Origin of the sequence: Streptomyces sp. NRRL F-525, assembly GCF_000716605.1 — a bacterium.
In the GTDB taxonomy this organism is placed as follows: domain Bacteria; phylum Actinomycetota; class Actinomycetes; order Streptomycetales; family Streptomycetaceae; genus Streptomyces.
On sequence record NZ_JNXE01000036.1, the window covers coordinates 65,740 to 78,732 of the forward strand.

General features: G+C 68.4%; 15 protein-coding genes. 11 read left to right on the plus strand and 4 right to left on the minus strand.

Annotation, left to right across the window (positions count from 1 at the left end; all coding sequences use genetic code 11):
• Positions 1–5 precede the first annotated feature (5 nt).
• A complete protein-coding gene (locus OO69_RS37230; protein WP_033285342.1) occupies positions 6–884 on the minus strand; it encodes a helix-turn-helix domain-containing protein in 879 nt (292 codons plus the stop codon).
• A 212-nt stretch (positions 885–1,096) separates the two neighbouring features.
• Here OO69_RS37230 and OO69_RS37235 point away from each other — a divergent pair, with 212 nt between their 5' ends.
• The 8 genes from OO69_RS37235 to OO69_RS37270 all read left to right on the plus strand — a co-directional run bounded on the left by OO69_RS37235 (position 1,097) and on the right by OO69_RS37270 (position 6,719).
• Positions 1,097–1,537, plus strand: coding sequence for an ATP-binding protein (locus tag OO69_RS37235; protein WP_033285343.1), 441 nt, complete (start codon positions 1,097–1,099; stop codon positions 1,535–1,537).
• A gap of 92 nt (positions 1,538–1,629) precedes the next feature.
• Positions 1,630–2,058 carry a WXG100 family type VII secretion target gene (locus OO69_RS37240; RefSeq protein WP_033285344.1) on the plus strand — a complete coding sequence of 143 codons (429 nt, stop codon included), beginning with the start codon at positions 1,630–1,632 and terminating at the stop codon, positions 2,056–2,058.
• Between the two features lie 60 nt (positions 2,059–2,118).
• Positions 2,119–2,436: a WXG100 family type VII secretion target gene (locus OO69_RS37245; RefSeq protein ID WP_033285345.1), complete on the plus strand. Its 318-nt coding sequence runs from the start codon at positions 2,119–2,121 to the stop codon at positions 2,434–2,436.
• Positions 2,437–2,708: 272 nt separating this feature from the next.
• Positions 2,709–4,364: an RNase A-like domain-containing protein gene (locus OO69_RS37250; RefSeq protein WP_158713469.1), complete on the plus strand. Its 1,656-nt coding sequence runs from the start codon at positions 2,709–2,711 to the stop codon at positions 4,362–4,364.
• 19 nt (positions 4,365–4,383) lie between these two features.
• Entirely contained in the window at positions 4,384–5,121 is a 738-nt protein-coding gene (locus tag OO69_RS37255; RefSeq protein WP_158713470.1) for a hypothetical protein, read from the plus strand.
• A gap of 34 nt (positions 5,122–5,155) precedes the next feature.
• A complete protein-coding gene (locus OO69_RS37260; RefSeq protein ID WP_033285348.1) occupies positions 5,156–5,455 on the plus strand; it encodes an RNase A-like domain-containing protein in 300 nt (99 codons plus the stop codon).
• A 48-nt stretch (positions 5,456–5,503) separates the two neighbouring features.
• Positions 5,504–6,184 (plus strand): contact-dependent growth inhibition system immunity protein, encoded by a 681-nt coding sequence (locus OO69_RS37265; protein ID WP_033285349.1) that lies wholly within the window; start codon positions 5,504–5,506, stop codon positions 6,182–6,184.
• A gap of 13 nt (positions 6,185–6,197) precedes the next feature.
• Positions 6,198–6,719: a hypothetical protein gene (locus OO69_RS37270; RefSeq protein WP_033285350.1), complete on the plus strand. Its 522-nt coding sequence runs from the start codon at positions 6,198–6,200 to the stop codon at positions 6,717–6,719.
• Between the two features lie 84 nt (positions 6,720–6,803).
• On the opposite strand, the gene OO69_RS37275 is transcribed toward OO69_RS37270, so the two are convergent.
• Genes OO69_RS37275 through pdhA form a run of 3 tightly spaced genes read right to left on the minus strand, consistent with a single transcriptional unit; the run spans position 6,804 to position 10,394 of the window.
• Entirely contained in the window at positions 6,804–8,231 is a 1,428-nt protein-coding gene (locus OO69_RS37275) for a dihydrolipoamide acetyltransferase family protein (protein WP_033285351.1), read from the minus strand.
• An 11-nt stretch (positions 8,232–8,242) separates the two neighbouring features.
• Positions 8,243–9,235, minus strand: coding sequence for an alpha-ketoacid dehydrogenase subunit beta (locus OO69_RS37280; RefSeq protein ID WP_033285352.1), 993 nt, complete (start codon positions 9,233–9,235; stop codon positions 8,243–8,245).
• Between the two features lies 1 nt (position 9,236).
• Positions 9,237–10,394: a pyruvate dehydrogenase (acetyl-transferring) E1 component subunit alpha gene (gene pdhA, locus OO69_RS37285; protein WP_033285353.1), complete on the minus strand. Its 1,158-nt coding sequence runs from the start codon at positions 10,392–10,394 to the stop codon at positions 9,237–9,239.
• A gap of 321 nt (positions 10,395–10,715) precedes the next feature.
• On the opposite strand from pdhA, the gene OO69_RS37290 reads away from it, so the two are divergent.
• From OO69_RS37290 to OO69_RS37300, 3 genes are all read left to right on the plus strand, one after another.
• Complete coding sequence (locus tag OO69_RS37290) at positions 10,716–11,378, plus strand: response regulator (protein ID WP_033285354.1); 663 nt, start codon at positions 10,716–10,718, stop codon at positions 11,376–11,378.
• A gap of 49 nt (positions 11,379–11,427) precedes the next feature.
• Positions 11,428–11,829 (plus strand): pyridoxamine 5'-phosphate oxidase family protein, encoded by a 402-nt coding sequence (locus OO69_RS37295; protein ID WP_033285355.1) that lies wholly within the window; start codon positions 11,428–11,430, stop codon positions 11,827–11,829.
• Between the two features lie 113 nt (positions 11,830–11,942).
• The gene (locus OO69_RS37300; RefSeq protein WP_199811103.1) at positions 11,943–12,947 is read left to right on the plus strand and encodes a phosphotransferase; all 1,005 of its coding nucleotides are present in this window, start codon (positions 11,943–11,945) and stop codon (positions 12,945–12,947) included.
• The last annotated feature ends 46 nt before the right edge of the window (positions 12,948–12,993 follow it).

The window sequence follows — 12,993 nt, forward strand, 5'->3', positions numbered from 1 at the left end:
GCCGGCTACGTCTCCTTCAGGATCGCGTCGATCAGTCTGACCGAGTTCTGCCCCGCGAGGCCCAACCGCGTGATCCGGTCGAAGAGCCCGTTGTGGTGGTCGGCATCAGTATCGCTCTCCAGCCAGACGGTCGACGAGGTGGTATCCACGTGAACCACGTCCAGGGCACCGGGTTCGGCGAACGACACGATGGTGAAGGCGCTCGTCATCCCCGGATGCGCACCGGCCAGGTAGGGCAGCACCTGGAGTTTCACGTTCGGTCGGCGCGCCATGTCCAGCAGATGCCCCAGCTGGGCTCGCATGACCTCACGCCCGCCCACGAGTTGACGCAGGGCGGCCTCGTGCACGACCGCCCACAGTTCCAGCGGGGCCTCTCCGTGCAGCCGAGCCTGTCGCGCCATTCGGGACTCGACAAACGGCTCGATCTCATCCGGGTCCTCCCAGTGGCCGTTGCCGACCGCCAGTGCCCGCGCGTAGTCCGGCGTCTGCAACAACCCCGGGACTACGGCCAGTTGCCATGTCCGGATGTTGGTGGCGATGTCCTCCAGCGCCACGTACTCGACCATCGCCTCCAGCTGCGGGTATTGGTTCCACCAGCCGTGCGCTTTCCGCCGCTCACGGTCCGCCTTCGCGAGGGCCAGCAGCTTCCCGATCACCACCTCGTCGCTCTCGCCGTACAGATGGCACAGCGCCCTGACATCGGGGTCGCGCATCGGCACCTGCCCGCGCTCGATCTTCGCGACCTTGGTCACGGACGCCGTCAGCGCTTCGGCGGCATGTGCCTGCCTCAGGTCACGCGCCTCCCGCATCCGAAGCAGCTCGCCACCGAGCCTGCGGCCCAACACGGTGGTCACCGTCCGCCCGCGGTCAGGGTTGTTGCCCATACAGCGTTTCCTCCCCATGAGTCGCCCCAGTCTGTAGCCCTCCCGAAGCAACTCACAACCGAGGCAGGAATTTTTCTGCCGACAAGTAGTTGCTGCCAACTACCGTGGAACGCTACCTTCAGTGCACAACAAGTCACCCAGCGACACCAGTTGGCGTAAGGGCACCGCGCTGCCCGCGCCCGACCCCCACATCGCACAAGGAGGTGCCCCCGGTGACCGACTCCTGTCCTCCCGGACTCCCCAACCCCCACAACCGCCGCTACGACCACTACGACGCCGTCACCTACACCCCGTACCCGATCAACATCCCCCGCGCCCGCAGACACGTCGCCCACCTCACCGCCGCCTGGGGACACCCCCACTCCGCCGGCGACGCGGCGCTCCTGGCAAGCGAGTTGTGCACGAACGCCTTACTTCACGGGTGCCTGCGGGACCGCCTGTTCCGCGTGGAGACGTCCCTCACCGGCAACGCCCTGCGCGTGGCGGTAACCGACCCGCGGGGCGAACGGCTCCCGTACCCCCAAACCTCCACCCCCGACGACCAGTTCGGCCGAGGCCTCCTCATCGTCCGTACGCTGGCCGCCCGTTGGGCCGTGGAGAAGCTCACCGTCGGCAAGACCGTCTGGGCGGAGCTGAACATCGCGGGACCCTGATGCCTCGCTTCGAGGTCACCGCGAACGAACCGTAGGATTATTGCAACAGCAAGTGACGTGTGATGTCGACGCGACGGGGGCGGAGATACGGCATGGCAGTGCCCGGAACCGGCGCGGGCCAGGGTGGCAACCCTGACCTGCACGTGTCGTCCAAGGACCTCACCAAGCTCGCCGGCGACCTCGACGACATGCAGGATCACCTCGACAAGCAGGTCAAGCGGATGGACGCGATCGTCGACCGCGTCGAGGCCGGCTGGCGCGGGCCGGCGGCGACGGCGTACCGCGAGTTCCACCGCGCGGCCACCGAGGACGCCGTACGCATCCGCGAAGTGATCAAGCTGCTGGAGCAGGCCGTGCGGATGAGCCGCGACGGCTTCTCCGCGAACGACATCGAGGTGCTGGAGCACATGCGGACGATCCAGGTCGACGTCGGCAGCGAGGTCGACAAGCTGTCCACGCCGAACGCGGAGGCGACGGGAGATACGCCACCGCCACCCCGCAGCAGCCTCGACTCCTTCTGAACGCGGGGCGCCAACTGCCCATCACTCAGCCATAGTTACCGACCGATATCCAGGGGGATCATGTCGACCGGGGCTTCCGCCGACGACGACCACATAGCCGTCTCCTTCGCCACACTCCACGACCTCACCGCCGAGCTGGAGGACATCCTCAAGCAGCTCAACGGCAGACTCGACGACCTCTACGGCCGTGCCGAACCGGTCGTCCTGTCATGGAAGGGCGAGGCCCGCGAGGTCTTCGTCCAGAAGCTCGACGAGTGGGACCGGTCGGCACAGGATCTGCAGGCCGCGCAGAAGTGGCTGCACGCGTACGTCACGACTGGTCACGCAAACTACTCGGCGGCTCATCGGGCGGTGCTGCGCGGCTGGGGAGCCGCCTGATGGCAACGCCCTCACCTCAGCCGAGTCCGTCCACCAGCCCCGCCGCCGGTGACACCGAACCGGCTCCCGAACCCAGTGCCGCGCAGCCCGACCCGAGCCCCGGCACCTCTCCGGATCCCCACTACGAGCCGCCACCCCCACCGGCCACCGAATCCGACGGCCGCCCTTCGGACGCTCGCCGCGCGTGGGAACGGGAACAGTTGAAACAGCCCGCGCCCGACAGCGGGAGCGGCTTCGACATCAAACCGGGGCACGTCTACTACACGTCCACGGTGATCCGCGACGAGCAGTTCACCTTCCACAAGACGGCCGGCCGACTCGTGCAGGACGTCGACCATCGACAGGCGGCCGGGAACGGCGGTGGCCCCGACGACTTCGCCGGTGTCTACGACGACGTGGCCAAGGAGTTCCTGAAGACGTGGGCGGAGTGCGTGGCCAGTATCGGCGGCGTCTCACTCGGGCTGACCAACACGGCGAACAACTACATGGCGGCCGACTGGCACTCCCGGGGCATCTACGGACCACCACCGCGCCGGGACGCTCCGATCGGCGTCGGCAAGGTTTCGTACGGACCCGTCGCCTCCATCAAGTGGACCGGCACCGGCGACGGTTCGGACATCCCCTTCGTGGCCGCGATAGGCGATGTCCCGGACTTCCTGGCCGACTTGATCAAACCGGCGATCGAGGAAGGGCTGCGCCTCGGCAGAACCCACGAGATCACTCCCGGCGCCGAGACGGACAACCTTCGCAGCATCGGAAACGCATGGGAAGCGGCCGGCAAAGCGGCACAGTCGTCGGCCGACAGCTTCACCCAGGACATCGAGTATCTGACCGACAGCGGCAACAACGACTGGCAGAGCGCGATGAACGCCTTCTGCCAGTCGATCTGGGGCACCACCGCGTGGGGCGGCCGACGGGACGGCGACAACAACGCCATACCGCCGTCCCAGACCGGCGGCCGTGACTGGCGTACCAATCCCGGTACGGCGCCCGCCGACCGGCGCCCCGTCATCGAGGTCCTCAAGAAGACCGGTGACGACTTGAAGCAGATCTTCCACGATGTCGCGGACGCCGCCGAGAAATGCCGGAAGACGACCGAGCGCCTGGCCTTGGAGGCCACGAAGGCGACCGTCAACGACATGGTCCCGGACGGCTTCTCCTGGGACGAGTTCACCAAGCTGAGTGCCTACGCCACGTTCGCCGAGATCGTCCTGAAGTTCCGGTCACACATGGACAAAGGAGGATGCGATGCCGCCGTCGAGACCTACCACAAGGCGTTCCACGACGGCGCCGATCGCCTCCGTAAACTGCTTCCCGAACTGACCGAAGCCGCCATGAGCGCTCCGACGTACGAGGCCGAGGAAGCCCGCGCCGAGGCGTTCGGGGCGCGTTCCCTGACCGAATTCAAACCTGGTCATGTGTGGTCCACACCCGGCGACGCGGACAACGGGGTCTACAAAGTCGACCTGGCGTCCACGGAGTGGCTGGAGAATTCCCACACCGTCTCGAAGCATGTCGGCCTGACGGACGACCAGTTGGCCCAACGCCTGCGCGACGACCTGAAGGGTCCGCCCAAGCCGGGAACGACATGGCCCTACGGACAGCCCAAGATCGCCCAGGCCTCCACGTTCAAGGATCTGAAATCCGCGCAGAAGTTGACACAGTACACTCTCGATAAACGTTCGGAAGAAATCCAGGCATGGCTCGACGGTCCACCGAAACCGACACCGGGAAAACGCGAGGATTTCACAGTGGACAACACTCCGTACGGCGTGAGCGGAAGGAGCATTCCCAAATCCGCGATACAGTCGAACCCGCTCCCTTCCGATCAGGCCAAGGATGTTACGGGCGTACAGGTACGTCTTGTCTACAACGACAAGCTTGATCCTCCTTTCACTGTCCTGACATCCATGCCGGTCGCCAAATAGAAGGGTCAGGTTTTCGACCTTGTCATCCAATAAAAAGAATCTGGCCGACTATTTCAGCGTATCCGGCGCCAGGCTCCTCCTCTCGCGCTATTCGGGATTCCCCGAAGTGATCCCCGATGACGCGAGTACGTGGCGCGCCGACCTGTTCCCGATGATCCGGGGAATCTGGAATTCCCAAGTATCCGGCGGTCGCAGCATCTATGAGATCTCGGCCGAGCTACGACATGCTGCCGACTTGTTCGAGCAATACCCAGACGGGTCGCATCGGTCACTGAAGAACCTACCGAAATCGGAGTCGGGGTCGAATACGCCGACCACTTATCGACAGATCGCCGATTATGTCGAACAATGGCTCTCGCCGTTGAGCGGCGAAGAATTGTATGCCGTCCCGATGACGTCGCGGGAATTGCATTTGCGCTTCCCTCGCCTCGACCATATTCTGTCGATCTACTTCGGTCAGGATGGGGTGGCGGTCAGTGATGAAATGCAGAGCGCCACTGCGGAGGAGGGTATCCGGATGTACATTTCAGAGACCCACCCCCAATGCCCTTGGCAGCTCCCGGGAGCGGTTGCTGAATGCTCGGAGGCACTCACCCTCTTCCACACCGAGGAACAACTGGACCACTTCTTCAGTTACGTGGTGCACGGCGGGTCGGGCAGTGAGGATTTCACTGACTTCTTCCCCCTCTTCATCCGCCTTTGCACAGAACATCTGAAGGAAGCCCATTCACCACTCTGGCAGTGGCAGGAGCGGTAGGGCCACCGAGCCGGATCAGGAGAACCCGTTCAGCATGCGCACCCGTACCGCCACGTACCCCGACCGCGAGACCGCCCAATGGGCCACCCAACAGACCGTCACCGCCAACGAGCAGGCAATCCACCGCTGGCTGGCCCGGTCCACCCGCCCCCGCCTGACCATCGAGGCATCCTGGCCCTCCCGCCCCGAACCGGTCGGCCGGGTCCTGCTCCAGGCGATGATGCTGGCCGGACGGGAACCCGTCGATGTCCGCGCGGCCCGGGTGATCCTGAAGCGGGACGCGTCCCGACCGCACGGGTTCGCCGTGCACGCCACGTTCCCGATGTACCTGTAACCCCGTAACGATGCACCTGTAGCGACCCGACCTGTAGAGGCTGATCCCGTGCCCCTGAGCCCCCTCGAACACGACCGCCGCTACGGCGAGTTGGACCAGGTGATCCGCGCCTACGCCGGTCAGCCGGCCGACGACACCCCGGACAAGCCGAGCGAGGCACTGGTCGCCTACCTCCGCCACACCTGGCACACCCGCCCCTGGGCCCTCGCCGTCGCCGAACGCCAACTCCGCGAGTACGCCGGCAATCCACCGGGCCGACTCCGCCTGCGCCTCGGCGAGTTCTACGCGATCCCGGACGTGGGACTCCCCGAGGCCGAGATCCAGCAATGGCTGTACTGCCTCGCCGACCACATCAAACACAGCGTCGAGGAGGGCGAGGTCCCGCCCCCGGCCAACCCCGCCACCCACTGGGAATGGCACGCCCGCTTCCCCGAACTCGGCCAGTTCCTCGGCGGGTGGTTCTCCCAGGACATGCCGGACGAGTTCGACGACCACGACGCGGCGACCGACGACTACCGCACCTCCACCGACCCGCACCTCGTCGCCCGCCTCACCGGCGAACTCCACGAACTCCTCGCCCTGGACCTCGACGAGTCCGACTACGCCCTCGCCGTCGCCGAGTTGGGCATGGAGGTCGACCCGCCGACGCCGTACTCACCAAGCGGCTGGCTCGCACTGGTCGCCGACCGGCTGACCACACCGCGCGCCGACTACGGGCCCCCGGCGTAAGAAGGGAGTCCAAGTGGCCCGGGACAGGGACGAGTTGTCGGTGCTGCTGAAGCGGCTGGCGCATGCTCAGCGCGTGTACGTCCGCTCGGGGCGGCTGCCTTCGACGAGCGGCGGTACAAGCGGCGGTACGAACGGCGTCCTGGCCGCCATCGCCGCTGAAACGCACATCCTCGTGGGGCAATTGCACCGGGAGGACTGGCAGCGGTTCGCCAGCGCCCCGGAAGGTCCGGCAGCCGTCGAGCAGGTCGAGGAGGCGTTGGAACCCATCGCCGCGAAGAACGCCGCGGCCCTGATGGGCCGTCTCGCCTCGCAGTGCCTCGTGTGGCCCCAGTTCACGTTCATGGACCGCGCCGAGGCCGACGCCGTGGCCGGCCTCGTGGTGGAACTCCTCGGGGCCGACGCCCTGTGGTGGTCGAACTGCGACGGAGACGACGAAGACAGCTGGACCGCCGTGACCGCCTGCACCTTCGACACCCTGGTCGCCGGCACCGACGGCCACCGCTTCGCCGTACTCATCCAGGTCGGCGAGGACTGAGAAGACCGGGAGACCCGGAGACCCGGAGACCGAGAAGACCGAGCCGCGCATCCCCAACTCACAGAGACGCGCGGCCCCCGCCCCCTACCCCCAGGTGATCAACCGCTTCGGCTGCTCAAGAATCGCCGCCACATCCGCCAGCACCTTCGACCCCAACTCCCCGTCCACCAACCGGTGATCGAAGGACAACGCCAGCGTCGTCACCTGACGAGGCTTCACCTTGCCCTTGTGGACCCACGGTTGGAGCTTGATCGTGCCGACCGCGAGGATCGCGGACTCGCCGGGGTTGAGGATCGGCGTACCGGTGTCGATGCCGAAGACGCCGACGTTGGTGATGGTGACCGTGCCGCCCTGCATCGCCGCCGGGGAGGTCTTGCCGTCCCTCGCCGTGGCGACCAACTCGCCCAGCGACTCCGCCAGTTGAGGCAGCGTCTTCGCGTGGGCGTCCTTGATGTTCGGGACGATCAGGCCGCGCGGGGTCGCCGCCGCGATGCCGAGGTTGACGTAGTGCTTGAGGACGATCTCCTGGGCGGCCTCGTCCCAGGACGCGTTGATGTCGGGGTTGCGCTTGATCGCCACCAACAACGCCTTGGCGATCAGCAGGAGCGGGTTGACCCGTAGGCCCTGGAGCTCCTTGTCCTGCTTGAGCTCCTCCACCAGCTTCATCGTCCGCGTCACGTCCACCGTCACGAACTCCGTGACATGCGGCGCCGTGAACGCAGAGCCGACCATCGCCGCCGCCGTCGCCTTGCGCACGCCCTTCACCGGGACGCGGGTCTCCCGGCTCGTGTCGTACGTCGCCGGTGCGGCGGCCGGAACCACCTGGACCTGAGCCCGCGGTGCCGTCGGAGCCGGCGCCTGGGGGACCGCCACCGCCGCGTGCACGTCCTCGCGCGTGATGACGCCGTCCGGGCCCGACGGGGTCACCGTCGCCAGGTCGACGCCGAGGTCCTTCGCCAGCTTCCGCACCGGCGGCTTCGCCAGCGGGCGGGACTGCGCTACAGCGGACCCGGTCTCGGCCGGCGTCGCCGTCGCGTGGCCGTTCAGCTCCGCCTGTACGGCCGCCACCGCCGCTCCCGTCGCCGACACGGCCTCCTGCGCCGGGATCTCCGCCCCCTTGCGCGGCCGGCGCTTCGTGGCGGACGTGGACACTCCGTAACCCACCAGGACCGGTGTGCGGGCCGCCGGCTTCTCCTCCGCCGGAGGCTCGGGAGCAGCCGCGGCCGGAGTCTCGGCGGGGGCGCCCCCGGAGACGTCCACCGCGATGATGGACGTGCCCACGTCCACCGTCGTCCCCTCGGGGAAGCGCAGCTCGCGCACCACCCCGTCGTACGGGATGGGCAGTTCCACCGCGGCCTTCGCCGTCTCCACCTCGCAGACGACCTGGCCGTCGGTGACGGTGTCGCCGACCTGGACGTACCACTTGAGGATCTCGGCCTCGGTGAGGCCCTCGCCCACGTCCGGCATCTTGAACTCGCGTACGGACGCTTCAGCTTCAGTCATCGTCGTCACGACCCCTCTCCTCAGTACGCCAGAGCGCGGTCGACGGCGTCGAGCACCCGGTCCAGGCTCGGCAGGTACTCCTCCTCCAGGCGGGCCGGCGGGTACGGGGCGTGATAGCCGCCGACCCTCAGCACCGGGGCCTCCAGGTGGTAGAAGCAGCGCTCCGTGATGCGGGCCGCGATCTCGCCGCCGGAGCCGAAGAACACCGGGGCCTCGTGGACCACGACCAGGCGGCGGGTCTTCTCCACCGAGGTCTGGATCGCGTCGAAGTCCATCGGGGACACCGAACGCAGGTCCAGGATCTCCAGGGACCTGCCCTCCTCGGCGGCCGCGTCGGCGACCTCCTGGCAGAGCTTCACCATCGGGCCGTAGGCGGCGAGGGTGAGGTCCGTACCCTCGCGGACCACGCGGGCCTTGTGCAGGGGGTCGGGGATCGCCTCGGTGCTGACGTCGCCCTTGTCCCAGTAGCGGCGCTTCGGCTCGAAGAAGATCACCGGGTCGTCGCTCTGGATGGCCTGCTGCATCATCCAGTAGGCGTCCGACGAGTTCGACGGGCTGACGATCTTCAGGCCCGGGACGTGCGCGAACAGGGCCTCGGGGGACTCCGAGTGGTGTTCGACTGCGCCGATGCCGCCGCCGTAGGGGATGCGTACGACGATCGGCAGCTTCACCTTGCCCAGGGAGCGGGCGTGCATCTTGGCGAGCTGGGTGACGATCTGGTCGTAGGCCGGGAAGACGAAGCCGTCGAACTGGATCTCCACCACCGGGCGGTAGCCGCGGAGGGCGAGGCCGATGGCCGTGCCCACGATGCCGGACTCGGCGAGGGGGGTGTCGACGACCCTGCGCTCGCCGAAGTCCTTCTGGAGGCCGTCCGTGACGCGGAAGACGCCGCCGAGCTTGCCGACGTCCTCGCCCATGATGAGGACCTTGGGGTCGGACTCCAGGGCGGCGCGCAGCGATTCGTTGATCGCCTTCGCCAGCGGCAGGTTCTTGAACGTCGTGGTCTCCGCCATGTCACTTACCCCCCTCTTCGTCCGCGAACGACGCCTGGTAGGCGGCGAACTGGGCCCTCTCCTCGTCGACGAGCGCGTGCCCGTCCGCGTACACGTGCTCGAAGATGGCGAACCGGTCCGGGTCCGGCATGGCACGGACCGCTTCACGCACTCGTCTGCCCAACGCCTCGCTCTCCGTCTCCAGTTCCGCGAAAAATCCCTCATCCGCGTGATGCGCGGCCTCGAGATACGTGCGCAGGCGCAGGATCGGGTCCTTCGCCTCCCAGGACTCGCGCTCCTCGTCGGCCCGGTACTTCGTCGGGTCGTCGGAGGTGGTGTGCGCGCCCATGCGGTACGTGTACGCCTCGACGAGCGTCGGTCCCTCGCCGTTGCGGGCCCGCTCCAGCGCCCACTTGGTGACCGCGAGGCAGGCCAGGACGTCGTTGCCGTCGACGCGGACGCCCGGGAAGCCGTAGCCCTGGGCGCGCTGGTAGAGCGGGACGCGGGTCTGCTTCTCGGTGGGCTCGGAGATGGCCCACTGGTTGTTCTGGCAGAAGAACACGACCGGCGCGTTGTAGACCGCGGAGAAGGTGAACGACTCGGCGACGTCGCCCTGGCTGGAGGCGCCGTCCCCGAAGTACGCGATCACGGCGCTGTCGGCGCCGTCCATGGTGACGCCCATCGCGTAGCCCGTGGCGTGCAGCGTCTGGGAGCCGATGACGATCGTGTACAGGTGGAAGTTGTTCGTGTTCGGGTCCCAGCCGCCGTGGTTGACGCCCCGGAACATGCCGAGCAGGTTGGTCGGGTCGACGCCGCGGCACCAGGCGACGCCGTGCTCGCGGTAGGTCGGGAAGACGTAGTCGTCCTCCCGGGTGGCCCGCCCGGAGCCGATCTGGGCGGCCTCCTGGCCGAGCAGCGACGCCCACAGGCCCAGCTCGCCCTGGCGCTGCAGGGCGGTGGCCTCGGCGTCGAAGCGGCGGGTGAGCACCATGTCGCGGTACAGGCCGCGGAGCTCATCGGGGGTGATGCCGGCGACGTACTTGTCGTACGGGGCGGTCTTCGCGTTCTTGACTCGCTTGCCCTCGGGCGTCAGCAGCTGGACGAGGTCCGGGTCGGCGCCCTTGGCCTTGCTTCCGGCGCTGCGTCGCGGCTTGCGCGGGGCAGTGCTCTCCACGGTCACGTGTGCTCCTCCGTCGGTCCGGCTCCCCGGGTTCGCCGGGTGCCAGTGCGGCTCACCTGCGCCCCACGGACGCACAGGGTGGGTGCGGTTCGTCGGGAACAGGCGTGACAGGTGCCCCGGCGAGCGCCCTGCAACAGGCACGTTACCCAGTGCTCCACAATTCTGTGAAACCCCTCCTGACCTGCGATTTTGCTTGGATTTCCAAGTAAATCGCGAAAGTCGGGAACAAGTCCTGGTCACAGCCTTGCAGGGGGCCGGAACAACGGCACGTTATCCCGCTCACCTCGGGCACGGGAAGAGCCCGTATGTGAGACTTACCGCGTGCCCGGAGACGGAAAAATCAGCGTATTTCTCCTCGATGACCACGAAGTGGTCCGCCGGGGTGTCCACGAGCTGCTCTCGGTCGAGGCCGACATCGAGGTGGTCGGCGAGGCCGGCACGGCGGCCGACGCGCTGGTGCGGATCCCGGCCGTGCGCCCGGACGTGGCGATCCTGGACGTACGGCTCCCGGACGGCAGCGGGGTCGAGGTGTGCCGGGAGATCCGCGCCCGGGACGAGTCCGTGAAGTGCCTGATGCTGACCTCCTTCTCGGACGACGAGGCCCTCTTCGACGCGATCATGGCGGGCGCCTCCGGGTACGTCCTGAAGGCCATCCGGGGGAACGAACTGCTGAGTGCCGTACGGGACGTCGCGGCCGGCAAGTCGCTGCTCGACCCGGTGGCGACCGCCCGGGTCCTGGAGCGGCTGCGCAACGGCGGCCCGCAGCAGGACGAGAAGTTCGACTCCCTCACCGACCAGGAGCGCAGGATCCTGGACCTGATCGGGGAGGGGCTCACCAACCGGGCGATCGGCGAGCGGCTGCACCTCGCGGAGAAGACCATCAAGAACTACGTGTCGAGTCTGCTTTCCAAACTCGGTATGGAGCGGCGCTCGCAGGCGGCGGCCTATGTGGCGCGGAGACAGGCCGAGCAGCAGCGTCATTAGGGACCAAAGACCCCTCCCCCGAAGGGCCCGCTCAACCGACAGTAAGTGCATGCCCACCGACGAACGGCTCGCCGTCGATCTGCTCGCGCGCACCGACCACGGCCGGGTGGCCACCACCCTGGACGCGCTGCCCTTCCTGGCCCCCGCCCGGCACATCGTGGCGGACGAGCGGCTGCTGCTGCGGATGCCCCGGAGCCAGGGCCATCACCACGCGTGCGTGGACCGTGTCGTCGCGTACGGCGCCGACAACCTGGACTCGGCCGGGCCGGACGACGACCTGTGGTCCGTACAGGTGGTCGGCACGTGCGAGCCGCATGAGCCGACGGCGGAGCAGGTCGAGCGTTTCGGGCCGGCCCGGGACGCGATGGTGTACCTGCGCATCGAACCGCGGCTCAGCACCGTGCACTCCCCGGACGGCGGCCTGGAACGGCGCTTCGGGCCCACCCTGTGACCGAAAGCGACCATCGACGACCGAGCGGTGACTTTCTGTGACAAACCGCAGCTCAAGGGCCCACCCCGTGCCCTAGCATCGGCCGCGTGCCGCCCTTACGTGTACCACCCCCCGTGCCCCACGCGCCCCCGCTGGGCGCCCTCCTCCGCCAGTACGCCGCCGGGTCCGCCGTCACCTGCGAACCCGTCGAGCAGGGCCTGCTGAACCGCGGCTACCGGCTCCGCACGACCCGGGGCCGCTACTTCCTCAAGCACCACTTCGACCCCGAGACCGCGGACCCGGCGGCGATCGCCCGCCAGCACACCGCGACCCGGCGCCTGGCCGACCTCGGCGTCCCCGTGGCGCCCCCGCTGCCCGCCCGCGACGGCCGTACGGTCGCCGTCGTCGGCGGTCACGCCTACGCCCTGCACCCCTGGATCGACGGCAGGCACCGCCACGGCGGCCAGTTGACCACCGGTCAGTGCGGGCGCCTCGGCGCGCTCCTGGGGGTCGTCCACGCGAGCCTGGAGCGGGTCATGCCGGGGCGCCGCGAGGAGTGCGCGCCGGGGGCCGACCCCGCCGACACCTTCGCCCTCATCGACGACCTCCTCGGGCACGTCCGCCGGCACCGACCCGCCGACGCCTTCGACGAACTGGCCCGCCACCGGCTTCTGGAGCGGCGCGAGCTGCTGGAACGGCACGCGGACCGACGGCCGCCGCGCGGGGCCTCCGTGGGGTGGACGCACGGGGACTTCCACCCCTTCAACCTGCTCTACAAGGGCGACGCCCCCGCCGCGATCGTCGACTGGGACCGCCTCGGCGTCCAGCCCCGCGCGGAGGAGGCCGTACGCGCCGCCGCGATCTTCTTCGTACGGCCCGACGGAGCCCTGGACCTGCCGAAGGTGCGGGCGTACGCGCACGCGTACCGGCGTTCCGCGGGCGCCGGTGCCTCCGAACTGGCCGCCGCCGTGCACCGGGTGTGGTGGGAGCGGCTCAACGACTTCTGGATGCTGCGCTGGCACTACGAGCGGGGCGACACCCGCGCGGACCCCCAGTTCCCGGCCGCGTCGGCGCTCGCCGTGTGGTGGACGCGGGAGTACGGCGCGGTGTGCGAGGCGTTCGCGGAGGGCGCTCCCTAGGGACAGCGGAAAACAGCACGCGCGCGTGGACCCCTGTTACGGGGTG

Bases quoted from the DNA above. Each gene is read 5' to 3' on its own strand.
- OO69_RS37230 (WP_033285342.1), bottom strand. From the start codon at position 884: ATGGGCAACAACCCTGACCGCGGGCGGACGGTGACCACCGTGTTGGGC.
- OO69_RS37240 (WP_033285344.1), top strand. From the start codon at position 1,630: ATGGCAGTGCCCGGAACCGGCGCGGGCCAGGGTGGCAACCCTGACCTG.
- OO69_RS37245 (WP_033285345.1), top strand. From the start codon at position 2,119: ATGTCGACCGGGGCTTCCGCCGACGACGACCACATAGCCGTCTCCTTC.
- OO69_RS37260 (WP_033285348.1), top strand. From the start codon at position 5,156: ATGCGCACCCGTACCGCCACGTACCCCGACCGCGAGACCGCCCAATGG.
- OO69_RS37280 (WP_033285352.1), bottom strand. From the start codon at position 9,235: ATGGCGGAGACCACGACGTTCAAGAACCTGCCGCTGGCGAAGGCGATC.
- OO69_RS37295 (WP_033285355.1), top strand. From the start codon at position 11,428: ATGCCCACCGACGAACGGCTCGCCGTCGATCTGCTCGCGCGCACCGAC.